Consider the following 21,045-nt stretch of genomic DNA (forward strand, 5'->3'; position numbering starts at 1 on the left):
GTGCCGTGAGTCGCGGGTGAGCCGTCGGGACGCGGGAGCGGTCATGGCCCGACCCTAGGCCGAGGCCCGGGCCGGTGCACCCCCCCTGCTCAGTCGAAGATGCCGGCCGGCGGCGGGGGCGAGGGCTCGGCCACGGCGTCGCTCACCGGCGCGGCCTGCCCCACGAAGCGGTCCAGCTCCGCGCCGCTGACCACCCGGGAGGGCATCGGGTCGCCGGCGCACCGGCGGGTGAGCCCGGCGATGGGCAGCTCAGCTGCGGACGCGACCGCCACGGTGTTGCCGAACCGGCGCCCGCGCAGCGTGCCGGGCTCGGCGAGCAGGGCGACGTGGCCGAAGACGGCCCGCAGGGTCGCCGCCTCGGCGCGGGCGAAACGCAGCGGCGGGCCGTCGGAGACGTTCCACGCCGTGGTGCCGCCGGGGCGCAGCACCCGGGCGACGTCGGTGGCGAACTCGACCGTGGTCAGGTGGGCCGGGGTGCGGGCCCCGGCGAAGACGTCGACCAGGACGACGTCGGCGCTGGCGTCGGGCAGCGCGGCCAGCCCGGCTCGCGCATCGATCCCCCGGACCCGGATGCGGGCATTCCGGGGCAGCGGCAGCTCGCGGCGCACCAGCTCGGTGAGCGCCTCGTCGAGCTCCATCACCCGCTGCGCCGAGCCGGGGCGGGTCACCGCCACGTAGCGGGGCAGCGTCAGGGCGCCCCCGCCCAGGTGCACCACGTCCAGCGACCGGCCGGGTTCGGCGACCAGGTCGAGCACGTGCCCCATCCGCCGCACGTACTCGAACTCCAGGTACGTGGGGTCGGTCAGGTCGACGTGCGACTGCGGGGTGCCGTTGACCAGCAGCTGCCAGGAGCCGTCCCGGTCGGCGTCGGCCAGCAGCTCCGCCGTCCCGCCGCCCACCTCGGTGGCGCCCGGGAGTGCGGTGAGGTGCCCGCGGTCGCGTCGGCCCACGGTCAGCGCCCTCGCAGCAGGGCCTCGGCGGCCCGGTCGCCGTGCACGGTCACCTCGGCCGGGCGGCCCCACAGGTGCAGCAGCAGCTGGGGCGCCGTCCCGGACAGCTGGGCGTCGGCGGACGCGATGGCGCCGTCGGTGCACCGGACGGCGCCGTCGGCGACCTCGACGGTCCAGCCGCGCTCGAGGTCGGTCGCGGTGACACCGACGGACGCCCGGGCGGTGACCAGCGGGGCGGTGTGCTGCCAGCGGGGGAGCACGACGGCCAGCAACTCGTCGACGCCGTCACCGGCCAGCACCGGGTCGACGGGCGCGGGATCCAGGAACGCGGCCGCCTCCAGGTCCTGCCGGTGGACGGTGTGCTCGTGCGCCTGCCGCCGGGCCCAGTCGCGGGCGGTGCGGCCGGCGGCCGGGCTCATGTGCCAGGCGGGCGCGTCGGGGTCGGTGGTGCGCAGCGTGGCGACCAGCTCGGTCAGGCCCAGGGCGTACCAACCGTGCAGGTCGTCGTGTGGCGGGGCGATGCCGCTGTAGGAGCCCGGCGCACGGGTGGAGCCGGCCCACAGGATCCCGGTGACCCAGCGGTGCACCGCACCGAGGTGGGCGATCAGGTCGCGGGCCGTCCAGCCGGCCACCCAGGGCACCTCCGTCTGCAGCCCACCGGCGGCCGCGGTGCGCCCGGCGTCCAGCCCCTGGGCGAGCACACCGATCCGCTCGCCGTCCTGCACGACGGCGGCGATGCACCGGTCGTGCAGCTCGTCGGGGGTGAGCAGGGGGGCGGCCACCTCGTCATCGTGCCGCACGGGGCGGGTCAGGTCGGCGCGACCGCCGACCAGCGGACGCTGACCTCGCCGTGCTTCCACCGCCGGGTCGGCCCGACCAGCGGCCAGCCGTCGTCGGCGAGTGACTCGACCGCGGCGGCCCAGCGCTGCCGTGGGCCGAACGTCGACAGCCCGGCCGCCGAGGCCCAGGCGGTGTCGAAGGCAGTGAGGAAGGCGTGCACCGGCTGCCCGGGCACGTTGTGGTGGATCAGCGCCTTGGGCAGCCGCTCGGCCAGGTCGGAGGGGCGCTCCAGGTCCGACACCCGGGCGGCCAGGGTCAGGGTGAGCGGTCCGTCCTCGTCCAGGGCGACCCAGGTCGCCCGTCGTCCCCACTCGTCGCAGGTGCCCTCGACCAGCAGGCCCCCGGGTGCCAGCGCGGCGCGCATCGTGTCCCAGGCCCGGCCGGCGGACTCCTCGTCGTACTGGCGCAGCACGTTGAACGCCCGCACCAGCACCGGGCGCAGGCCGGCCAGCTCGAAGCCGCCGAGCCGGAAGTCCACCCGCGGCGGGTCGCGGTCGTCGGCCACCGCGGCCACCCGCTCGGGGTCGATCTCCAGGCCGACCACCTCCAGCCGGTCGACCTCGGACGCGAGCCGGTCGACCAGCTCCAGCGTGGTCACCGCGGACGCCCCGTAACCGAGGTCGACGACCAGCGGCCGGGCGGCGTCACGCAGCCGGGCCACCTGGGTGGCCACCAGCCAGCGGTCGACCCGACGGAGCCGGTTGGCGTTCGTGGTGCCCCGGGTCGGCAGCCCGAGGGCGCGGGCGCGGCCCGCCGCCAGCCGGGGGGCCTTGCGGACGGGCGGCAGCGACGCACGCTGGGTGTGGTCGCTCACGGTGCACGAGGTTAGTCGTGGCGCCGATTACGGTGGTGGCGTGCAGGTACGCCATGACGCCCAGCTGGCGGACCTGACGACCCTCGGGGTCGGCGGTCCGATCGAGCGGTTGGTCGAGGTCACCGGCCGCGACGAGCTGGTCGCCGCCGTCCGGGACGTCGACGACGCCGCCCGCCCGCTGCTGGTGCTCGGCGGTGGCTCGAACATCGTGGCCCCGGACACCGGCTGGCCCGGCGACGTGGTGCTGGTGCGCACCCGGGGCATCTCCCGCACCGACACCGCCGAGGGCGTCGAGCTCGAGGTCGAGGCCGGGGAGCCCTGGGACGACCTGGTCGCGCACACCGTGGGCCAGCAGCTGGCCGGAATGGAGGCGCTGTCCGGCATCCCCGGCTCGACCGGCGCCACCCCGGTGCAGAACGTCGGCGCCTACGGCCAGGAGGTCGCGGCGCTGATCACCTCTGTGCGGGTGTACGACCGGTCCGCCGGGGCCGAGCGGGTGTTCCTCCCCACCGAGCTGGGCTTCGCCTACCGCGACAGCCGGCTCAAGCAGCAGCCCGGCGCGTACGTCGTCCTCGCGGTGAGCTTCCTGCTGCGGGCCTCGGAGCAGTCGAGCCCGGTCAGCTACGCGGAGCTGGCCAAGGCGCTGGGCGTCGAGCTGGGGGAGACCGCGCCGCTGGCCGCGGTCCGGGACGCCGTGCTGGCGCTGCGCCGCGGCAAGGGGATGGTCTGGGACCCGGCCGACCCCGACTCGCGCAGCGCCGGGTCGTTCTTCACCAACCCGGTCGTGCCGGTCGGCACCGCGGTGCCCGAGTGCCCGTCCTGGCCGGCCGGGATCGGCGCCGACGGGGCCGCGCAGGTGAAGCTGAGCGCCGCCTGGCTGGTGCAGCACTCCGGCTACGGCAGGGGCACCCGCGCCGGGAAGGTCGGGACGTCGTCGCGGCACAGCCTGGCGCTGACCACCGAGCCCGGCGCCACCGCCACCGAGCTGATGGCCTTCGCCGACCGGGTGGTCGCTGCGGTGCGGGAGCAGTTCGGCGTCACCCTGGTGCCCGAGCCGACCGCGGTGCGCCCGTGAACCCGGCCGAGTCCCTGCAGCTGGGCGCCCTCTACGACGCGCTGCGCACCCCGGCGCCCATGCCGGCCGACCCCGCCCAGCTCACCGGCTGGATGGCGCGCGTGGAGGCCGACGCCGCGCTGACCGGGCTGATCTCCCGGGTGCTGAACTCCGGGAGCGCCACCGAGGCCGAGGTGACCGACGCGCAGGCGCTGTTCGAGAGGAACGGCACCGCCGCCGACCCGGCGCGGGTGACCAGCGCCTACGACGTCCTGCACCGCAACGCGGACTAGGACAGTGCCCGGGAGCGCGTGACCTGCTCCGTCCACGGAGGACCGCGCGAGACGCCGAGATCCGGTTGGGTGCTGGGTCGGCGGGCTTGGAGACAGCGTTTCGCCGGATCTCGGCCCCGTCCGGGGCATCGGCGGCCTACTGCTCGCGGTGCACCTTGTGCTGGGCGGCCTGGGCGCGGGGCCGGACGATGAGCAGGTCCACGTTCACGTGGTGCGGCCGGGTGACCGCCCAGGCGATGCAGTCGGCGACGTCGGCGGCGACCAGCGGCTCGCGCACCCCGCGGTAGACGGCGTCGGCCTTCTCCTGCGACTTCGTGCGGTTGAGCGAGAACTCCTCGGTCCTGACCATCCCCGGCGCGATCTCGACCACCCGCACCGGCTCGGCCACGAGCTCCAGCCGCAGCGTCTCGGCCAGCGTGTGCACCCCGTGCTTGGCCGCTGTGTAGCTCGCCCCGCCCTCGTAGCTGATCAGCCCGGCGGTCGAGCCGACGAACACCAGGTCGCCGGCGCCCGAGGCCCGCAGCGCCGGCAGCAGCGCCTTGGTCACCCGCACCGTCCCCAGCACGTTGACGCCGTAGGTGCGCTCCCAGGAGTCCAGGTCGGCGTCGGCGACCGGGTTGCTGTCGAAGGCGCCGCCGGCGTTGTTCACCAGCACGTCGACCCGGTCGAGCCCGTCGGCGAGGGCGGCGACGGAGGTGGGATCGGTCACGTCCAGCTGCACCGCCCGGCCGCCGATCCGCTCCGCCAGCTCGGTCAGCCGGTCGATGCGGCGGGCGGCCAGCACGACGGAGAAGCCGTCGGCCGCCAGCCGTTCCGCGGTCGCGGCGCCGATGCCGCTGGAGGCGCCGGTGACGACGGCGACGCGGCCCGACCCGGCGGAGGGCGCCGTGCCGGACGACCGGTCGACGGGGGAGGACGACGAGGCGACGGGGCTGGACATGTGCCCATCCTGGCGCTGTTGCAGACTGGGACGACGACAGGGTGTCCCGACCGGGCCGCCTCAGCAGCCCCAGCAGGCCTCAGCGGCCTCAGATGCCCGAGCGGGAGGATCTCCGTGCCCGCTCGCCGCCACCCGCGCCAGCCCACGCCGTGGCGGGCCGGCGCCGCACCCGAGTCGGCCGCGCCGGTGCTGCCGCGCCGGGTCGCGACCCTGTCGGTGCACACCAGCCCGCTGGAGCAGCCGGGCGCCGGTGACGCCGGGGGCATGAACGTCTACGTGGTCGAGGTGTCCCGCCGGCTGGCCGACCGCGGGATCGCCGTCGACGTGTTCACCCGGGCCACCTCCAGCGAGCAGCCGCCGGTGGTCGAGATGGCGCCCGGCGTGACCGTGCGGCACGTGAGCGCCGGTCCCTTCGAGGGCCTGGGCAAGCAGGAGCTGCCCGCCCAGATGTGCGCCTTCACCGCCGCGGTGCTGCGCGAGGAGGCCCAGCACGATCCGGGGCACTTCGACGTCGTCCACTCCCACTACTGGCTGTCCGGCCAGGTCGGCTGGCTGGCCCGCGACCGCTGGGGCGTGCCGCTGGTGCACTCGGCGCACACGCTGGCGAAGGTGAAGAACGCCGCCCTGGCCGAGGGCGACGAGCCCGAGCCGCGCACCCGGGTGATCGGGGAGGAGCAGGTCGTCGCGGAGGCCGACCGGCTGGTGGCCAACACCGCCGAGGAGGCCCGGCAGCTGGTCGACTTCTACGACGCCGACCCCCGCCGCACGCTGGTCGTCCCGCCCGGCGTCGACCTGGAGTGCTTCCGGCCCGGTGACCGCCGCGGCGCCCGGGCGCGGATCGGGGTGGCCCCGGACGCCGTCGTCCTGCTGTTCGTCGGCCGGATCCAGCCGCTCAAGGCCCCGGAGATGCTGCTGCACGCCGCGGCCCGGATGCTCGCCGCCGACCCGGCCCTCCGCGACCGGCTGGAGGTGCTCGTCGTCGGTGCGCCCAGCGGGTCGGGGCTGGCCGAGCCGCAGCGGCTGCAGGAGCTCGCGGTCTCCCTGGGCGTCTCCGACGTGGTCCGCTTCCTGCCGCCGCAGGCGCCCGCGCAGCTCGCCGACCACTACCGGGCCGCCGACGTCGCCGTCGTCCCCAGCCACAACGAGTCCTTCGGGCTGGTCGCACTGGAGGCCCAGGCCTGCGGCACCCCGGTGGTCGCCGCCGCGGTCGGCGGGCTGCCCACCGCCGTGGACGACGGGGTCTCCGGCCTGCTGGTCGCCGGCCGTGACCCGGAGGCCTACGCCGCGGCCATCCGTCGGGTGCTGGCGCGGCGTGAGCTGCTCGCCGCCGGCGCCCGGCGGCACGCCGCCGCCTTCAGCTGGGACCGCACCACCGACTCGCTGGTCGACGCCTACGCCGCGGCGATGAGCGAGATGGGCCGGCGCCGGGTGCGCCGGGCACACCGGGCCGCCGAGGCCGTGCGGGTGCTGACCGGCGGGAACAGCCTCGGGGGCCGGGCCCGGCGATGAGCGAGCGCAGCCTCCCCGAACTCGACGCGGTCGTCGAGGAGACGCTGCGCGCGGCCGAGCTGGAGCACGAACACCCCGGGCAGGGTCGCTTCGTCGTCACCCTGCCCGGCACCAAGAAGCTCAAGACGGTCGTCGGGCTGACCATCGGCGCGCACGCCCTCACCATCGAGGCGTTCGTCTGCCGGCAGCCCGACGAGAACCGGGAGCAGCTGTGGGCCTGGCTGCTGCAGCACAACGCGCGCAGCTACGGCGTCAGCTGGTCGATCGACAGCGTCGGTGACGTCTACCTGACCGGCCGGCTCCCGCACGCGGTGATCACCCCCGAGGAGATCGACCGGCTGCTCGGCTCGGTGCTCAGCCACGCCGACGACCACTTCAACACCCTGCTGGAGATCGGCTTCGGCACCTCGATCCGCCGCGAGTGGGACTGGCGGGTCAAGCGCGGGGAGTCGCTGCGCAACCTGGAGGCCTTCGCCGCCTTCGCCGACCCCGCCCGGCGGCCCCGGGACCCGCAGGGGTGAGCACCACCGAACGCCCGGCGCCGGCGACCGACCAACTGCCGCCGGGCTACGAGCGCCGCTGGTGGGTGCTCGGCACGATGATCGTCTGCCTGCTCATGGTGATCATGGGCAACACGATCCTGAACGTCGCGCTGCCCACCCTGCAGCGGGAGCTGGACGCCACCCAGGGCGAGCTGCAGTGGGCGATCGACTCCTACATCCTCGTGTTCGCCGGGCTGCTGTTCAGCTGGGGCGTCATCGGCGACCGGATCGGCCGGCGCAAGGTGCTGCTGGCCGGGCTGACGATCTTCGCGCTCGGGTCGGTGCTGGCCGCCTTCAGCGACTCGGCGCTCCAGCTGATCGGCTGGCGGGCGCTGATGGGCGTCGGCGGCGCGGCGATCCAGCCGGCCACCCTGGCCGTGATCACCAACGTCTTCCCCTCCGGTGAGCGGGGCCGGGCGATCGGCCTGTGGGCCGGTGCCTCCGGGCTCGCCGTCGCCGGCGGGCCGCTGGCCGGTGGCCTGGTGCTGGAGCACTTCTGGTGGGGTGCGGTCTTCCTGCTCGGCGTCCCGGTCGCGGCGGTCGGCGCGGTCGGCGTCCTGACCGTCGTCCCCGAGTCCAAGGACCCCGACCCGGGCCGGCTCGACGTCCCCGGCGTGCTGCTGTCCATCGCCGCACTGGTCGGGGTGGTCTACGGGATCATCCGCGGCGGCAGCGAGGGCTGGAGCGAGCTGCAGACCTGGGGGCCGCTGGCCGCCGGCGTCGTCCTGCTGGTCGTCTTCATCTGGTGGCAGCGGCGCACGGCGCACCCGGCGCTGGACGTCTCGCTGTTCCGCAACCCCGCCTTCTCCGCGGCGGCCGGCGCCCTCGCGCTCAACTTCTTCGCCCTGCAGGGGGCGACGTTCTACCTCGTCTACTACCTGCAGGGCGTGCGCGGCTACTCGCCGCTGGAGAGCGGGGCCTCGCTGGTGCCGGTCGCCCTGGGCATCGCGCTGACCGCGCCGCGCACCTCGCGGCTGGCCGAACGGTTCGGGGCGAAGGCGGTCTGCGCCACCGGCTTCACGCTGATCGCGCTCTCCTTCGCCGGCATCCAGCTGCTGGACGCCGATGCGCCGGTCTGGCTGGTGCTCGCCGACCTCGCGCTGCAGGGCATCGGCATGGGGGCGGTGATGGCCCCGGCCACCGAGTCGATCATGTCCGTCGTCCCTCGGGAGAAGGCGGGTGCCGGGGCGGCCGTGAACAACGCGGTGCGCCAGGTCGGCGGCGCGCTCGGCGTGGCGATCCTCGGCTCGGTGCTGGCCACCTCCTACGCCAACCGGCTCGGGGACGACGTCCTGGCGCTGCCCGCCGGGGCGCGGGACCAGGCGGGGGAGTCGATCGTGGCGACGCTCGCTGCGGTGGAGGACGCCGAGGCGACCGGCGGGGAGACCGCAGCAGCGGCCGCGGCCGTCGTCGACCCGGCCCGGGAGGCGTTCGTGGGTGCCATGCACCTGACCGCCGTCGGCACCGCGGCGGCCGCGGTGATCGCCGCGGTCGTCGTCCTGCTCTGGCTCCCCGGCCGTCGCCCGGCCGGCTGAGCCCTTCCTCCTCGCGCGACCGGGTGTCACCCGCCCGAGCCCTGACGGCTGCCCCGACCCGACACGCTCCGTCGAGGAGTGACCCGTCCCACGTCTGCTCGGGTGACCCTCGACCGGACTGAGCGGTATCCGTTGACCACGGAGCGTGTTGACCGTCATGGTCAGGGTGAACGGCTGCGATCCCCGCGCCGACTGCGAGGAGCTGCCCGTGTTCGACGCTGCCCGGTCCGTCCCCACCCGCCGCGACCCCTTCGCCCCGCTGCTGGAGAGCACCCGCGCGGAGATGATGCGGCGGCACGTGCGGGAGGGGATGGCCACGCACTCGGTGCCCACCGCCGGGGCGCCCCAGCCGCTCACGGTGTTCGACGACGGCCGCACCCGGATCAACCTGGGCACGAACAACTACCTCGGCCTGGCCGGCGACCCGCAGGTGGTCGAGGCAGCGGTTGCCGCCCTGCGGCAGTACGGCACCAGTTCGGCCGGCAGCCGCATCCTCAACGGCACCACCCGCCTGCACCTGACCCTGGAGCGGGAGCTCGCCGAGCACCACGGCACCGAGGACGCGGTGCTGACCTCCGCCGGGGTCAACGCCAACGTCGCCGTCCTCTCCACCATCGGCGCGCCCGGTGACGTGCTGCTCGTCGACGCCCACGCCCACGCCAGCCTGCACGCCGCGGCGGCGGCCAGCCGGGGCACCGTGCTCCGCTTCACCCACAACTCGGTGGCCTCGCTCGAGCGGCGGCTGGGGCGCCTGGACCCCGAGGCCGGGGCGGTCGTGGTCGTCGACGGCGTCTACTCGATGAGCGGGGAGTCGGCGCCGCTGGCGGCGATCGCCGGCCTCTGCGGCCGGTTCTCCGCCCGGCTGGTGGTCGACGAGGCGCACGGGCTCGGGGTGCTGGGGGCCAACGGCCGGGGCGCCGCCGAGGCGGCCGGGGTCCTGGACCGGGTCGACGCGGTCACCGTGGCGTTCAGCAAGTCGCTGGCCAGCGTCGGCGGTGCGGTGCTCACCTCGCGTGCGGTCGCCGACGGCATCCGCGCCTCGGCGATGCCCTACATCTTCAGCGCCGCGAACGCCCCGGCAGAGGTCGCCGCCGCGCTCGCCGCACTCCGGGTGCTGCGCCGGGAGCCGGAGCGGATGCAGCGCCTGCGGGACAACGGGGACCTGCTGCGCCGGGTGCTCACCGAGTGCGGTGCACCGCCGCTGCCCGGCAAGGGCGCCGTCATCGCCGTCCGCACCGGCGAGGACGAGGCCACCCGGAGCGCATGGGCCGCCGCCCACGAGGCCGGGGTCTACACCAACGCGGTCAGCTACCCGGCCGTCCCGCGCGGACACGGCGTGCTGCGCCTGGCGGTCATGGCCACGCACACCGAGGAGCAGCTGCGCCGGGCCGGGGAGCTGGTGGCCGCCGCCGTCCGCGGGGTGCGCTCCCCGGAGCTGGCCGGTGCGACGGCCGGGAGCGCGATGGCCGGCAGCGCGATGGCCTGAGGGCCGCCTGCCGTGCACCCCGGCAGGGGTGGTCGGGCAGGATGGCCGCGTGAGCGACACGACGAGCACCGGGACCCTCATCCTGCTCCGCCACGGCGAGAGCGAGTGGAACAAGGCCAACCTGTTCACCGGCTGGGTGGACGTCGAGCTGTCGGAGAAGGGGCGTGCCGAGGCCGCCCGCGGCGGGCACCTGCTCGCCGAGCAGGGGCTGCTCCCCGACGTCCTGCACACCTCGCTGCTCAAGCGGGCCATCACCACCGCAGAGCTGGCGCTGGCCGCCGCGGACCGGCAGTGGATCCCGGTCCGCCGCTCCTGGCGGCTCAACGAGCGGCACTACGGGGCCCTGCAGGGCAAGGACAAGGCCGCCACGCTCGCCGAGTACGGCGAGGAGCAGTTCATGACCTGGCGGCGCAGCTACGCCACCCCGCCGCCGCCGATCGAGGCCGGCAGCGAGTACAGCCAGGACGGCGACCCCCGCTACCGGTTCCTCCCCTCGGAGGCCCGCCCGGCCACCGAGTGCCTGGCAGACGTCGTCGTCCGGATGCTGCCGTACTGGTACGACTCCATCGTGCCGGACCTGCGCAGCGGCCAGACCGTCCTGGTGGCCGCGCACGGCAACAGCCTGCGCGCCCTGGTGAAGCACCTGGACGACATGGGTGAGGACGAGGTCGTCGGCCTGAACATCCCCACCGGCGTCCCGCTGCGCTACGACCTCGACGCCGACCTGCGGCCGATCACGCCCGGCGGCCAGTACCTCGACCCCGACGCAGCCGCGGCCGCGATCGAGGCGGTCAAGAACCAGGGCAAGTAGAAGGACCCCTCTGCCCCACCCCTCGCGAGCTCGGGGCGGGACCCAGCAGAGGGGCCGACCTGTCGGGTGCAGAAAGGGGCCCGGGCGCGCATCGCGCGCCCGGGCCCCGTCGTCGTGCGGGTGGGGTCAGTGCGGGTCGGCGACGGCCAGCGCCGGCTTCTCGCCGGTGACCAGGAAGACCACCCGTCGGGCGACGCTGACCGCGTGGTCGGCGAAGCGCTCGTAGTAGCGGCCCAGCAGGGTGACGTCGATGGCCGACTCCATGCCGTGCCCCCAGGTCGGGGCGAGGAGCTCACGGAACAGCTGCTTGTGCAGCTGGTCCATCAGGTCGTCCTCGGCCTCGAGCTCGATGGCCGCCGCGACGTCCCGCTTGGCGATGACCGTGCCCGCCTTGGTCACCAGGCTCTCCGCGATGTGCCCGGCCTCCAGGAAGACCGGCCGGACCTCCTGCGGCACCGCGTGCTCCGGGAAGCGCATCCGGGCCACCTTGGCGATGTGCTCGGCGAGGTCGCCCATCCGCTCCAGGTCGCCGACGATCCGCATGGCGGTGGTGATGGTGCGCAGGTCGGTGGCGACCGGCTGCTGGCGGGCCAACAGGGTGAAGCAGCGTTCCTCGATGCTCTCCCGGACGGCGTCGATGCGCTCGTCGCCGGCGATCACCAGGTCGGCGAGGGCGACATCGGCGTCCAGCAGAGCGGTCGTGGCCGTGCTCATCGCCGAGCCGACCGAGTTCGCCATCTCCACCAGGCAGGCGTTGATGTCGTCCAGTTCCTCGCGGTAGCTCTCTCGCAACACGGTTCCTCCTCGTCCCGTCGCCGCGCGCAGGCGGCACCCGGGGGACGGCGACCCGGGACGACGCGGTCCCCCCCGCGTGTGCGCCGTCGGCGGGTTCGTCGGTCGCGACACGTGTGTGATCGAGGGTAGAGACCCGTTTCCGGGCCTGAGGAGGCCGCCAGGTGAACGGCCAGGGGCCCGACGGTGAACTCCTCCGACCCGACCGGGTGATCGACACCGAGGATGCTGGTCCGCGCCCCGGTCCTGTCTAGCATCGGCCATGTGGACCCGGTCGTCGCCCTGCTGGTGGGCCTGGTGCTCGGCCTGCTGCTGGCGGCGTCGGCAGCACTGGTCGTGCGGTCCTCGCGCGCCCGGCGGCAGGCCCAGGCGGACCAGCAGGCCGGTGCGGCCGATCGCGCCGAGCGCCGCACGGACTCCGACGCCGCGATGAGCCGCCGGCTGGTCGACCTGATGGACCCCGCCGTCGTCCTGCTCGGCCCCGACGAGGCGGTGCTGCTGGCCAACGCCTCCGCCCGGGCGCTGGGCGTCCTGCGCGGCAACCGGCTGCTCGTCCCCGGGCTGGTCGAGGTGGCCCGCGAGGTGCAGGTCACCGGGAGCCAGCGAGCCGACGTCGCCCTGCCCAGCGACCTGGTGGGAGCAGGGCCGCGGATGGTGGCCGTGCACGGCATCCGGCTCGGGACCGGCCCCGCCACCTCCGCAGGGCCGGTCGCGCTGGTGCTGCAGGACGTCACCGAGGCCCGGCGGGTGGAGGCGGTCCGCAAGGACTTCGTGGCCAACGTGGGGCACGAGCTGAAGACCCCGGTCGGCGCGCTCGCGCTGCTGGCCGAGGCGGTGCAGGACGCGGCCGACGACCCGGAGACGGTCCAGCGGTTCGCCGCGCGAATGAGCCACGAGGCCGACCGGCTGTCCCGGCTGGTCCGCGAGCTGATCGACCTCTCCCGCCTGCAGGGGGCCGAACCGCTGCCCGAGCTGGTGCCCGTCGCGGTGGGCACGGTCGTCTCCGAGGCCGTGGACCGCACCCGGGCCGCCGCCGCGGCGAAGGACATCCAGCTGGCCGTCGCCGCCCAACCCGGCCTCGTGGTCCGCGGGGTCGAGGCCCAGCTGGCCACCGCGCTGACCAACCTGCTCGCCAACGCCGTCGCCTACAGCCCCGGCGGCACCACGATCGCGGTCGGCGCGCGCGCCCGGTCCGGCTTCGCCGAGGTCGCGGTGACCGACTCGGGCATCGGCATCCCCCGCTCGGACCGGTCGCGGGTGTTCGAGCGCTTCTACCGGGTCGACCAGTCCCGGGCCAGCGCCACCGGCGGCACCGGGCTCGGGCTGGCGATCGTCAAGCACGTGGCCACCAACCACGGTGGCTCGGTGACGGTCTGGAGCGAGGAGGGGCTCGGCTCGACCTTCACCCTGCGCATCCCCCTCGCGGCAGACGTCGACGGGGCGATGGACGACGACGGTGCGCCCGAACGGCCACCGGTACCACCACTGCGCAGCCGCCAGACATCCGATCAGGGCTCCTCAGGGGCCGACGAGGGACCCTCCGGGGTCCTGCAGAAGGGACGGTCATGACCCGAGTGCTCGTGGTGGAGGACGAGGAGTCCTTCTCCGACGCGCTGTCCTACATGTTGCGGCGGGAGGGCTACGACACCGTCGTCGCCTCCACCGGGACGGACGCGCTCGTCGAGTTCGACCGGGCCGGGGCCGACATCGTGCTGCTCGACCTGATGCTGCCCGGCCTGTCGGGCACCGAGGTCTGCCGATCGCTGCGCGCCAAGAGCTCCGTGCCGATCATCATGCTGACCGCCAAGGACGCCGAGATCGACAAGGTCGTCGGGCTCGAGCTGGGGGCCGACGACTACGTCACCAAGCCGTACTCCGCCCGGGAGCTGGTCGCCCGGATGCGGGCCGTGCTGCGCCGCGGCACCGAGGCGGAGCCGACTGCCGAGGGCGCCCTCGTCGCCGGACCGGTTCGGCTGGACGTCGACCGGCACGTCGTCGCGGTCGACGGCCAGACGGTGTCGCTGCCGCTCAAGGAGTTCGACCTGCTGGAGCTGCTGCTCCGCAACGCCGGCCGGGTGCTCACCCGTGGCCAGCTGATCGACCGGGTCTGGGGCGCCGACTACGTCGGGGACACCAAGACCCTCGACGTCCACGTCAAGCGGCTGCGCGCCAAGCTGGAGCCCGACCCGGCCAACCCGCGCTACCTGGTCACCGTCCGGGGGCTGGGGTACAAGTTCGAGGCCTAGCTGATTGCGATCCTCCGGATCGCACCGCGGCCAGGTGCCGGGTCACCTTGTGCTGAGCCGTTCTCGTCACGCCGGAGGTGGACCCTGCGGGCCCGCCGTCCGGCGTGACCGCCTCCGGCGTCTCGGACCCCGCGGCCAGGTGCGGGCTTGCCCTGCGGTGAGCCGTTTCCCGTGACGTCGGAGGTGGACCCTGCGGGCCCGCCGTCCGACGTCACCGCCTCCGGCGTGACCACTGGTGGCAGTGGTCGGCGGCCTGCTTGTTACTGGCCGCGGCCGGTCTCTTCTTGGAGTTCGTCGATCTTCTTCGAGGCGTCGCCCTTGCTGATGTCGTCGGGGACGTCCTCGCCGGCCTCGCGGGCCAGGGTGTTCAGGTAGCTCTTCTGCGCGCCGGTGGCCGGCTCTCCGCCGGTCACCCAGTCGTCGGGGTCCTTCTCGGTGCTCTGCGGGCTGTCCGGGCCGGTGCTGTTCGCTTCGCTCATGTGTTCGAAGCTACGCGGGCTGTCGGAGCCGTGCAGCTCGAGCGGCGGCGGCCGTCGTCGCCTGGACGGCGGCCTGCTGGGCGGCCCGGGTGGCGATTTCGGAGCGGCGCTCCTCCCACCGCCGTCCGGTCCGGAACACGTGGGTGCCGCCGCAGGACGGGCACTCGACCGCGACGGCGATGTGGGTGGGGTGGTTGGCGACCGATCGGATCCGCCGGTCGGCGACCAGCTCGTCGGTCCGGGTGACGGGGCAGGTGATCAGCAACATGCGGTGAGCGTCTCGCTCGCGCCGCCGGGCGACGAGTGGCAGGACTGACCGAGGCCGCATGTTTTCTGCCATGCTGTGCCCATGAGCACATCGGACCGCCCGCTGGTCGTCAGCCTCGTGGTCACCGACGGCATGGCGGGCAGCTTCGGGATCGGCGTGGTCACCGAGGTGTTCGGCTACGACCGCCGTGCGATGGGTCTGCCGCAGTTCGACTTCGCGCTCGTCTCGCAGCGACCGGGCCTGCTCCGCACCGACGCCGGGCTGGCGATCCTCGTCGAGCACGGCCTGGACCGGCTGACGGTCTCCGACATCGTGCTCATCACGGCCTGGGGGCAGTTCGACCGCGAGCCGCCGACGGAGCTGCTCGACGGCCTGCGCGCGGCGCACGCCCGCGGGGCGACGGTCGTCAGTCACTGCACCGGGGCGTTCGTGCTGGCCTGGGCCGGGCTGCTCGACGGCGAGCGGGCGTCCACGCACTGGCAGTACGCCGGCGAGCTGGCCGCCCGGTTCCCGCAGGTGCAGGTCGACCCCACCGTCCTGTACGTCGACAACGGCCAGGTGATCACCGGGGCCGGCACGGCCAGCGGCATCGACGCGCTGCTGCACCTGGTCCGCCGCGAGTGGGGCGCCGCGGCCGCGAACGCGCTCGCCCGGGAGATGGTCGTGCCCCCGCACCGGGACGGTGGGCAGGCGCAGTACATCGACACCCCGGTCGCCCGCTGTGAGGATGACCTGCTGGGCGTCGTCCTGGAGTGGGCCCGGGCGCACCTGGCGGAGGAGATCAGCGTCGAGCTGCTCGCCCGCCGGGCGTTGATGAGCCCCCGCAGCTTCGCCCGCCGGTTCAAGGCCACCACCGGGACGACGCCGCACGCCTGGCTGCTCGGTCAGCGGCTGGCCGCGGCGGAGGCGCTGCTGGAGGGCAGTGACGCCCCGGTCGAGGAGATCGCCCGGCTGGTCGGCTTCGGCACCGCGGCCGGGCTGCGGGAGCAGTTCACCCGGCGCCGCGGGGTCTCCCCGCGGGCCTACCGGCAGACCTTCCGGGCCGGCGTCCGACCGGGTGGCTCAGTCGGGACGGCGCCGGTGGAGCTCCACCGGCACTGGCCGGGGGCTGGCGGGGTGGGGAGCGATGAGGCCGGCGTCCAGGCGGGCCTCGGTCAGCCGGCGTAGCTCGGCGTAGGCGGCCGGTCCGAGCAGCGCGACGAGCTCGGGGCCGTACGTCTCCACCAGCGGCTCGGCGGCGACGTGCGCCGTCGGCGAGCCCGTGCACCACCAGTGCAGGTCGTGCCCGCCGGGACCCCAGCCACGCCGGTCGAACTCGCCGATCGTGGAGACGAGCACCCGGCTGTCGTCGGGCCGGTCGACCCACTCCTGCTCCCGGCGCACGGGCAGCTGCCAGCAGACGTCGGGCTTGGTCTCCAGGGGGTGCCGGCCCTGGCGCAACGCCATGGCGTGCAGCGCGCACCCGGCCCCGGCGGGGTGCCCCGGCCGGTTGAGGAAGACGCAGGCGCCGTCCACCACCCGGGTGCGCAGCGCCTGCTCGGCGTCCTCGCCCGGTGCCGGCTCGGTCAGGGTGTCCGGTTCGGTCCAGTCGTCCCGGCCCGGGGTCGTGCCCGGATGCCGCTGCCAGTCCGCGGGCGTCAGCTCGCCGACCGACTCCTCGATCCGGGTGAGGTCGTCGGTGTCGGTGAAGAAGGCGCCGTGGTTGCAGCAGCCGTCCTCGGCGCGGCCGGCCACCACACCGGCGCAGCCGCGCCCGAAGACGCAGGTCCAGGCGCTGGTGAGCCAGGTGAGGTCGGCCCGCACGAGGTGCTCGGGATCAGCCGGGTCCAGGAACTCGATCCACTCGCGGGGGAAGTCCAGCCCGACCTCGGGAGGGCTGTCGGCGGCTGTGCTCGGGTCCACCGGCGCAGCCTAGTGAAAGGACCCCCTCCCCCTCACGACTCGCCCGCTCGCCGCGAGCCTCCGGAGGGGGCCAGGCAGACTCTCGGGCATGCGACTCGGGGTGCTGGACGTCGGCTCGAACACCGTGCACCTGCTGGTGGTGGACGCGCACCGGGGTGCCCACCCCACGCCGATGCACGACGACCGCTCCGTGCTCCGGCTCGCCGAGCACGTCGGCGCCGACGGCAAGCTGTCCAAGGCGGGGGAGAAGGGCTTGCTGCACGCGGTGCAGAAGGCGAAGCAGCAGGCGGCCCAGCAGCGCTGTGACGAGCTGCTGGCCTTCGTCACCTCGGCCATCCGGGACGCGGAGAACGGGGCTGCGGTGCTCCGCCGGGTCCGCGAGCAGACCGGTGTCGACCTGCAGGTGCTCTCCGGCGAGGACGAGGCCCGGCTGACCTTCCTCGCCGTGCGGCGGTGGTTCGGCTGGAGCGCCGGCCGGCTGCTGGTGCTCGACATCGGCGGCGGCTCGCTCGAACTGGCCACCGGTGTCGACGAGGACCCCGACGTCGCGCTGTCGGTCCCGCTGGGCGCCGGCCGGATGACCCGCCGGTTCCTGCCCGACGCCGAGACCGGTGGCCGGCCCGACCTGTCCGCGCTCGCCGAGCTCGCCGACCACGCCACCGACGTGCTGGCCCCGGTCGGCCGGAAGCTGCGCGACGCCGGCACACCGGACCTGGTGGCCGCCACGTCCAAGACCTTCCGGACGCTGGCCCGGCTGGCCGGCGCAGCCCCGTCGGCCGCCGGGCTGCGCGCCCCCCGCGAGCTGACCGCCACCGGGCTGTCCCAGGTGCTCGGCTTCGTCTCCCGGATCGAGTGCGCGGCGCTGGCCGAGCTGCAGGGGGTGTCCGCAGCGCGGGCGCACCAGGTCCCGGCCGGTGCCGTCGTGGCGCAGGCCGCGATGCGGTCGGTGGACGTACCGTTCGTGCGGATCTGCCCGTGGGCGCTGCGTGAGGGCGTCATCCTGCGGCGCCTGGACCAGCTGGAAGGAGCGTGATGACGCAGCCCAACCCGTCGGGGGAGTACAGCGTCCGCTCGCTCGCCGAGATCCTGCGCGAGCACGGTCTGGAGAGCGAGCTCGGCACCCGCCCCGGCCGCCGACGCCAGCCCAACGGCGACGTCGAGTCCACCGGCCGTTCGGCACGGGTGGACACCGGCTCGGGGTCGTCGCGGGCGGAGGCGCCGGTGCGCTCGCCCGCGGCGACGCCGAACGGCCGCTCCGCCACCCCGCCCCGCTCCCCGGCACGGGCCCCGGAGCGTGCGCCGTCGGTCCCGGTCTGGACTCCGGCTCCCGAGCCGAAGGCGCGGCCGGCAGCCGGGCTGCTGAGCCCGCAGACACCGCCGGCCGCCCCGGCGTCGGCCCGGCCGGCGGCCGGTCGCGCGGACGAGGCGCCCCCGGCGGTGCGCACCGGTCGGCGGAAGTCCGATGCCGCCCCGACCGGCCCCGGCGCCGAGCCGCTGTTCGGTACCGGACCCTCCACCGCCGCCATCCCGGCAGCAGCCCCGACCACCTCGTCGGACCCGACCTCCACGCACCGCAGGTCCGCGCCGACGGGCTCCACGGGGGCGACGGCCAGGGCCGCCACCGGCGCGGGCCGGCGCGGTGCCGACCACCCGGTCACCGGCCCGATCCCGGTCGTCTCCGCGGCGCAGGCCGAGGCAGCCAAGGCCGACGAGGAGCCGCTGACCGGCCGGGAGAGCGTGCTGGCCTGGGCGCGGTTCGCCGGCGAGATGGTGGTCGCGCTGGCCGCCGGCATCGGCGTCTACTTCGCCTTCACCGTGCTGTGGGAGCTGCTGCCCTACGTCGCCCTGGTCGCGGCCCCGGTGACGGTGACCGGTCTGGTCGCCGGGGTGGCCGCGTACCGGCAGCGCCGGGGTCAGGGCGCGCTGCCGGTCCGGTTGCTGGCGGTGCTGCTGCTGGCCGGGACGGTGCTGGTGATCGCGCCGGCCGCGGGCCTGCTCGCCGACAGCTGACCTGCTCGGTCAGCCCGCGGCGGCGATCTGCTCGACGAGGGTGCGTCCGAACGCCGGCAGGTCGTCGGGCTTGCGGCTGGTGGTCAGGTTGCCGTCGACGACGACCTCCTCGTCGACCCACTCGGCGCCCGCGTTGCGCAGGTCGGTCTGCAGCGAGGGCCACGAGGTCATCCGGCGGCCACGGACGACGTCGGCCTCGGCGAGCACCCAGGGCGCGTGACAGATGGCGGCCACCGGCTTGCCGGCGTCGAAGAAGGCCTTCACGAACCGGACGGCCCCCCGGTCGGCGCGCACGAAGTCGCCGTTGATCACCCCGCCGGGCAGCACGAGCGCGTCGTAGCTGTCGGGGTCGGCGTCGGACACCGCGACGTCGACGTCCTTGGCGTCGCCCTTGTCGATGTGCTGGTAGGCGGTGATGGTGCCGGCCTCGAGCCCGACGAGCTCCGGCCGGGCGCCGGCGTCCACCAGCGCCTGCCAGGGCTGGTCCAGCTCCGCCTGCTCGACGCCGTCGGTGGCGAGGACGGCCACCCGCTTGCCGTTCAGTTCCCCGGACATGGCGGGCGGCTACCCCGGCTCCTCCGGGCGCACACGCCCGGGCACTACGGTCGCGGACATGATCGATGCAGGGCACACGGGTCCCGACGCACGGCTGGCCGTCATCGGCGGCGGCAAGATCGGTGAGGCGCTGCTCGCCGGCCTGGTCCGCCAGGCAGGGGACGGGCGGGAGTTCCTGGTCGTCGAGCGCAGCCCGGAGCGGGCGGCCGAGCTGACGGCTCGGTACGGCGTCGGCACCACCGACCTCGCCGGGGCGGCCGCCCGGGCGAGGGTGCTGCTGCTGGCCGTCAAGCCGCAGGACATCGACACGCTGCTGGCGGCGCTGGGCCCGCACGTCGCCCCGGAGCACCTGGTGGTCTCGGTGGCGGCGGGGGTGCCCACCAGCCGGGTCGAGGCGGCGCTGCCGGCCGGCACCCCGGTGGTGCGGGTCATGCCCAACACCCCGGCGCTGGTCGATGCCGGGATGAGCGTGCTCTCGGCCGGGGCGCACGCGACCGAGGCACACCTGGACGAGGCGGAGGCGCTGCTGCTGCCGGTGGGGCAGGTGCGCCGGGTCCCGGAGAGCCAGCAGGACGCGGTGACCGCGCTCTCGGGCAGCGGCCCGGCGTACTTCTTCTTCCTGGTCGAGGCCATGATCGACGCGGGCATCCTGCTCGGTCTGCCGCGCACGGTCGCCGCCGACCTGATCGTGCAGACCGCCTACGGCGCGGCGGTCATGCTGCGCGACTCCGGCGAGCACCCGGTCCAGCTGCGGGAGGCGGTCACCAGCCCCGGCGGGACGACGATCGCCGCCATCCGGGAGCTGGAGCGGCACGGCGTGCGGGCAGCGCTGATCGCCGCGATCGAGGCGGCGCACCAGCGTTCGGTGGAGCTCGGCCGCACCTCCTGACCCTCTGACGCCGGGCTGAATCACACGCATGTGGTTTTCCACAGAAATCTGTGGAGAACGGCCCCTGCGGAGCTTGTCGACTTGGGGACAACACGCCGTGACGGGTGTGTCACGCGGTGTTTCTGTCCACTTGTGCCCAGGACGGACCGGTCCGCCTGTTCGTTTCACCCATCGCTTCTGTCACTCCGGTCCCCTTACGCTCTGTTCCAGCACATGAGCGTTCTGTTCGCCGGTGGGGAAGCCGGTGGCCGCACATGGAGCTGAGAACCGGAGATGATCCACGTGACCATGCCCCAGCGCGCCGCCGTCCAGACCGTCCGTCCGGGTGTCCCGATGCCCCGCCAGATGGGCCGGCCCATCTCGGCCGCCTCGATGGCCCGCCCGGTCCCCGCCGCCCACCCGGCCTCGATGCCGCTCGGCCGCCCGGCCGCCGTGCCGACGCCCCGCGCCGCCGTCTCGTTCCTGACCGTCGCCGAGGTCGCCGCCCTCATGCGCGTCTCCAAGATGACCGTCTACCGGCTCGTCCACGGCGGGGAGCTCGCCGCCGTCCGCGTCGGCCGCTCCTTCCGGGTGCCCGAGCGCGCCGTGCACGAGTACCTGCGCGACGCCTACACCGACATCGCCTGATTGAAGGACCACCTCGCCCCCCACCGCTCGCAAGCTCGCGGCGGGGCCCTGCGAGGCGGCCGTTCCAGCACGTCACCTCTGCTCGTGGGGGAGCCTGCGACGGCTCTCCAGCACCTCGCCGGGCGGGCGTTCCCGCTCGGGGGCAGCCGCCGGGTAGTCTCGGGTGCTGAGCGGTGCCGTCCCCCTGGGGCGGGCCGCGCACGAGCTGATCACCTCGCCCGGCGCCCGGACCACGGATCCGCGTGACCACCCCGGTCACCACCCCCGGCCGCCGAGCGAAGACGACGTCGGGAGCGGGACATGGGTTCTGTCATCAAGAAGCGCCGCAAGCGGATGGCGAAGAAGAAGCACCGCAAGCTGCTCAAGAAGACCCGCGTGCAGCGGCGCAACAAGAAGTGAGCTGACGCTCGTGCCGCCCGCGGTCGTCCTCGTCACCGGCGTCAGCCGGTGGCTGGGCGGCGCGCTGGCGGCCGAGCTCGCCGCTGACCCGGCGATCACCCGGG

General features: G+C 74.9%; 24 protein-coding genes. 15 read left to right on the plus strand and 9 right to left on the minus strand.

Features of this window, described 5'->3' with window-relative positions:
- Positions 1-89: 89 nt before the first annotated feature.
- Genes G5C62_RS15855 through G5C62_RS15865 form a run of 3 tightly spaced genes read right to left on the minus strand, consistent with a single transcriptional unit; the run spans position 90 to position 2,604 of the window.
- The gene (locus tag G5C62_RS15855) at positions 90-950 is read right to left on the minus strand and encodes a spermidine synthase (protein WP_164701728.1); all 861 of its coding nucleotides are present in this window, start codon (positions 948-950) and stop codon (positions 90-92) included.
- Between the two features lie 2 nt (positions 951-952).
- Complete coding sequence (locus G5C62_RS15860) at positions 953-1,732, minus strand: maleylpyruvate isomerase N-terminal domain-containing protein (RefSeq protein WP_164701729.1); 780 nt, start codon at positions 1,730-1,732, stop codon at positions 953-955.
- A 26-nt stretch (positions 1,733-1,758) separates the two neighbouring features.
- Entirely contained in the window at positions 1,759-2,604 is an 846-nt protein-coding gene (locus G5C62_RS15865) for a class I SAM-dependent methyltransferase (protein ID WP_063124212.1), read from the minus strand.
- A gap of 40 nt (positions 2,605-2,644) precedes the next feature.
- On the opposite strand from G5C62_RS15865, the gene G5C62_RS15870 reads away from it, so the two are divergent.
- Positions 2,645-3,679, plus strand: coding sequence for a UDP-N-acetylmuramate dehydrogenase (locus G5C62_RS15870; RefSeq protein ID WP_164701730.1), 1,035 nt, complete (start codon positions 2,645-2,647; stop codon positions 3,677-3,679).
- Positions 3,676-3,951 carry a hypothetical protein gene (locus G5C62_RS15875; RefSeq protein ID WP_036333109.1) on the plus strand — a complete coding sequence of 92 codons (276 nt, stop codon included), beginning with the start codon at positions 3,676-3,678 and terminating at the stop codon, positions 3,949-3,951. The genes G5C62_RS15870 and G5C62_RS15875 overlap by 4 nt, the downstream gene beginning before the upstream one ends.
- A 136-nt stretch (positions 3,952-4,087) precedes the next feature.
- On the opposite strand, the gene G5C62_RS15880 is transcribed toward G5C62_RS15875, so the two are convergent.
- Positions 4,088-4,891 carry an SDR family oxidoreductase gene (locus G5C62_RS15880; RefSeq protein ID WP_164701731.1) on the minus strand — a complete coding sequence of 268 codons (804 nt, stop codon included), beginning with the start codon at positions 4,889-4,891 and terminating at the stop codon, positions 4,088-4,090.
- Between the two features lie 114 nt (positions 4,892-5,005).
- On the opposite strand from G5C62_RS15880, the gene mshA reads away from it, so the two are divergent.
- The 5 genes from mshA (at position 5,006) to G5C62_RS15905 (ending at position 10,774) form a co-directional block, all read left to right on the plus strand.
- Positions 5,006-6,400, plus strand: coding sequence for a D-inositol-3-phosphate glycosyltransferase (gene mshA, locus G5C62_RS15885; protein ID WP_241175935.1), 1,395 nt, complete (start codon positions 5,006-5,008; stop codon positions 6,398-6,400).
- The gene (locus tag G5C62_RS15890) at positions 6,397-6,921 is read left to right on the plus strand and encodes a YbjN domain-containing protein (RefSeq protein WP_164701732.1); all 525 of its coding nucleotides are present in this window, start codon (positions 6,397-6,399) and stop codon (positions 6,919-6,921) included. Before mshA ends, G5C62_RS15890 begins: the two co-directional genes overlap by 4 nt.
- On the plus strand, positions 6,918-8,477 hold the full coding sequence (locus G5C62_RS15895; RefSeq protein ID WP_241175936.1) for an MFS transporter: 1,560 nt from the start codon (positions 6,918-6,920) through the stop codon (positions 8,475-8,477). Before G5C62_RS15890 ends, G5C62_RS15895 begins: the two co-directional genes overlap by 4 nt.
- 208 nt (positions 8,478-8,685) lie before the next feature.
- Complete coding sequence (locus G5C62_RS15900) at positions 8,686-9,963, plus strand: pyridoxal phosphate-dependent aminotransferase family protein (RefSeq protein WP_164701733.1); 1,278 nt, start codon at positions 8,686-8,688, stop codon at positions 9,961-9,963.
- A gap of 49 nt (positions 9,964-10,012) precedes the next feature.
- Complete coding sequence (locus tag G5C62_RS15905) at positions 10,013-10,774, plus strand: phosphoglyceromutase (protein ID WP_164701734.1); 762 nt, start codon at positions 10,013-10,015, stop codon at positions 10,772-10,774.
- A 126-nt stretch (positions 10,775-10,900) separates the two neighbouring features.
- Here G5C62_RS15905 and phoU read toward each other — a convergent pair whose 3' ends face one another.
- Positions 10,901-11,569, minus strand: coding sequence for a phosphate signaling complex protein PhoU (gene phoU, locus G5C62_RS15910; protein ID WP_241175937.1), 669 nt, complete (start codon positions 11,567-11,569; stop codon positions 10,901-10,903).
- 261 nt (positions 11,570-11,830) lie between these two features.
- Here phoU and G5C62_RS15915 point away from each other — a divergent pair, with 261 nt between their 5' ends.
- Together G5C62_RS15915 and G5C62_RS15920 are read left to right on the plus strand one after the other, a co-directional pair.
- On the plus strand, positions 11,831-13,135 hold the full coding sequence (locus tag G5C62_RS15915; protein ID WP_164701735.1) for a cell wall metabolism sensor histidine kinase WalK: 1,305 nt from the start codon (positions 11,831-11,833) through the stop codon (positions 13,133-13,135).
- The gene (locus tag G5C62_RS15920; protein WP_036333121.1) at positions 13,132-13,812 is read left to right on the plus strand and encodes a response regulator transcription factor; all 681 of its coding nucleotides are present in this window, start codon (positions 13,132-13,134) and stop codon (positions 13,810-13,812) included. Before G5C62_RS15915 ends, G5C62_RS15920 begins: the two co-directional genes overlap by 4 nt.
- 260 nt (positions 13,813-14,072) lie before the next feature.
- On the opposite strand, the gene G5C62_RS15925 is transcribed toward G5C62_RS15920, so the two are convergent.
- Together G5C62_RS15925 and G5C62_RS15930 are read right to left on the minus strand one after the other, a co-directional pair.
- Complete coding sequence (locus G5C62_RS15925; RefSeq protein ID WP_164701736.1) at positions 14,073-14,291, minus strand: DUF3072 domain-containing protein; 219 nt, start codon at positions 14,289-14,291, stop codon at positions 14,073-14,075.
- Positions 14,292-14,301: 10 nt separating this feature from the next.
- Positions 14,302-14,559 carry a hypothetical protein gene (locus G5C62_RS15930; protein WP_164701727.1) on the minus strand — a complete coding sequence of 86 codons (258 nt, stop codon included), beginning with the start codon at positions 14,557-14,559 and terminating at the stop codon, positions 14,302-14,304.
- An 81-nt stretch (positions 14,560-14,640) separates the two neighbouring features.
- Here G5C62_RS15930 and G5C62_RS15935 point away from each other — a divergent pair, with 81 nt between their 5' ends.
- On the plus strand, positions 14,641-15,726 hold the full coding sequence (locus G5C62_RS15935) for a helix-turn-helix domain-containing protein (RefSeq protein ID WP_164701737.1): 1,086 nt from the start codon (positions 14,641-14,643) through the stop codon (positions 15,724-15,726).
- On the opposite strand, the gene G5C62_RS15940 is transcribed toward G5C62_RS15935, so the two are convergent.
- Positions 15,622-16,461: a hypothetical protein gene (locus tag G5C62_RS15940; RefSeq protein ID WP_164701738.1), complete on the minus strand. Its 840-nt coding sequence runs from the start codon at positions 16,459-16,461 to the stop codon at positions 15,622-15,624. The genes G5C62_RS15935 and G5C62_RS15940 overlap by 105 nt on opposite strands.
- Before the next feature lie 88 nt (positions 16,462-16,549).
- On the opposite strand from G5C62_RS15940, the gene G5C62_RS15945 reads away from it, so the two are divergent.
- Complete coding sequence (locus G5C62_RS15945; protein WP_036333130.1) at positions 16,550-17,494, plus strand: Ppx/GppA phosphatase family protein; 945 nt, start codon at positions 16,550-16,552, stop codon at positions 17,492-17,494.
- The gene (locus tag G5C62_RS15950) at positions 17,494-18,471 is read left to right on the plus strand and encodes a hypothetical protein (RefSeq protein WP_164701739.1); all 978 of its coding nucleotides are present in this window, start codon (positions 17,494-17,496) and stop codon (positions 18,469-18,471) included. Before G5C62_RS15945 ends, G5C62_RS15950 begins: the two co-directional genes overlap by 1 nt.
- 9 nt (positions 18,472-18,480) lie before the next feature.
- Here the strand turns inward: G5C62_RS15950 and G5C62_RS15955 are convergent, their stop codons facing one another.
- Positions 18,481-19,026, minus strand: a complete 546-nt coding sequence (locus G5C62_RS15955) for a type 1 glutamine amidotransferase domain-containing protein (protein WP_164701740.1) — start codon at positions 19,024-19,026, stop codon at positions 18,481-18,483.
- A 58-nt stretch (positions 19,027-19,084) separates the two neighbouring features.
- Here G5C62_RS15955 and proC point away from each other — a divergent pair, with 58 nt between their 5' ends.
- The 3 genes from proC to G5C62_RS15970 all read left to right on the plus strand — a co-directional run bounded on the left by proC (position 19,085) and on the right by G5C62_RS15970 (position 20,941).
- Positions 19,085-19,915 (plus strand): pyrroline-5-carboxylate reductase, encoded by an 831-nt coding sequence (gene proC, locus G5C62_RS15960; RefSeq protein WP_164701741.1) that lies wholly within the window; start codon positions 19,085-19,087, stop codon positions 19,913-19,915.
- Between the two features lie 273 nt (positions 19,916-20,188).
- Positions 20,189-20,542 (plus strand): helix-turn-helix domain-containing protein, encoded by a 354-nt coding sequence (locus tag G5C62_RS15965; RefSeq protein WP_241175938.1) that lies wholly within the window; start codon positions 20,189-20,191, stop codon positions 20,540-20,542.
- A gap of 300 nt (positions 20,543-20,842) precedes the next feature.
- Entirely contained in the window at positions 20,843-20,941 is a 99-nt protein-coding gene (locus G5C62_RS15970; protein WP_012854759.1) for a 30S ribosomal protein bS22, read from the plus strand.
- Positions 20,942-21,045 lie beyond the last annotated feature (104 nt).

The organism is Modestobacter sp. KNN46-3 (assembly GCF_011039295.1).

Coding starts and splice junctions, on each gene's coding strand:
- G5C62_RS15930 (WP_164701727.1), bottom strand. CDS start 14,559: ATGTTGCTGATCACCTGCCCCGTCACCCGGACCGACGAGCTGGTCGCC.
- G5C62_RS15970 (WP_012854759.1), top strand. CDS start 20,843: ATGGGTTCTGTCATCAAGAAGCGCCGCAAGCGGATGGCGAAGAAGAAG.
- G5C62_RS15965 (WP_241175938.1), top strand. CDS start 20,189: ATGATCCACGTGACCATGCCCCAGCGCGCCGCCGTCCAGACCGTCCGT.
- G5C62_RS15945 (WP_036333130.1), top strand. CDS start 16,550: ATGCGACTCGGGGTGCTGGACGTCGGCTCGAACACCGTGCACCTGCTG.
- G5C62_RS15955 (WP_164701740.1), bottom strand. CDS start 19,026: ATGTCCGGGGAACTGAACGGCAAGCGGGTGGCCGTCCTCGCCACCGAC.
- G5C62_RS15925 (WP_164701736.1), bottom strand. CDS start 14,291: ATGAGCGAAGCGAACAGCACCGGCCCGGACAGCCCGCAGAGCACCGAG.
- G5C62_RS15935 (WP_164701737.1), top strand. CDS start 14,641: ATGAGCACATCGGACCGCCCGCTGGTCGTCAGCCTCGTGGTCACCGAC.
- G5C62_RS15890 (WP_164701732.1), top strand. CDS start 6,397: ATGAGCGAGCGCAGCCTCCCCGAACTCGACGCGGTCGTCGAGGAGACG.
- G5C62_RS15950 (WP_164701739.1), top strand. CDS start 17,494: ATGACGCAGCCCAACCCGTCGGGGGAGTACAGCGTCCGCTCGCTCGCC.
- G5C62_RS15880 (WP_164701731.1), bottom strand. CDS start 4,891: ATGTCCAGCCCCGTCGCCTCGTCGTCCTCCCCCGTCGACCGGTCGTCC.
- G5C62_RS15920 (WP_036333121.1), top strand. CDS start 13,132: ATGACCCGAGTGCTCGTGGTGGAGGACGAGGAGTCCTTCTCCGACGCG.
- proC (WP_164701741.1), top strand. CDS start 19,085: ATGATCGATGCAGGGCACACGGGTCCCGACGCACGGCTGGCCGTCATC.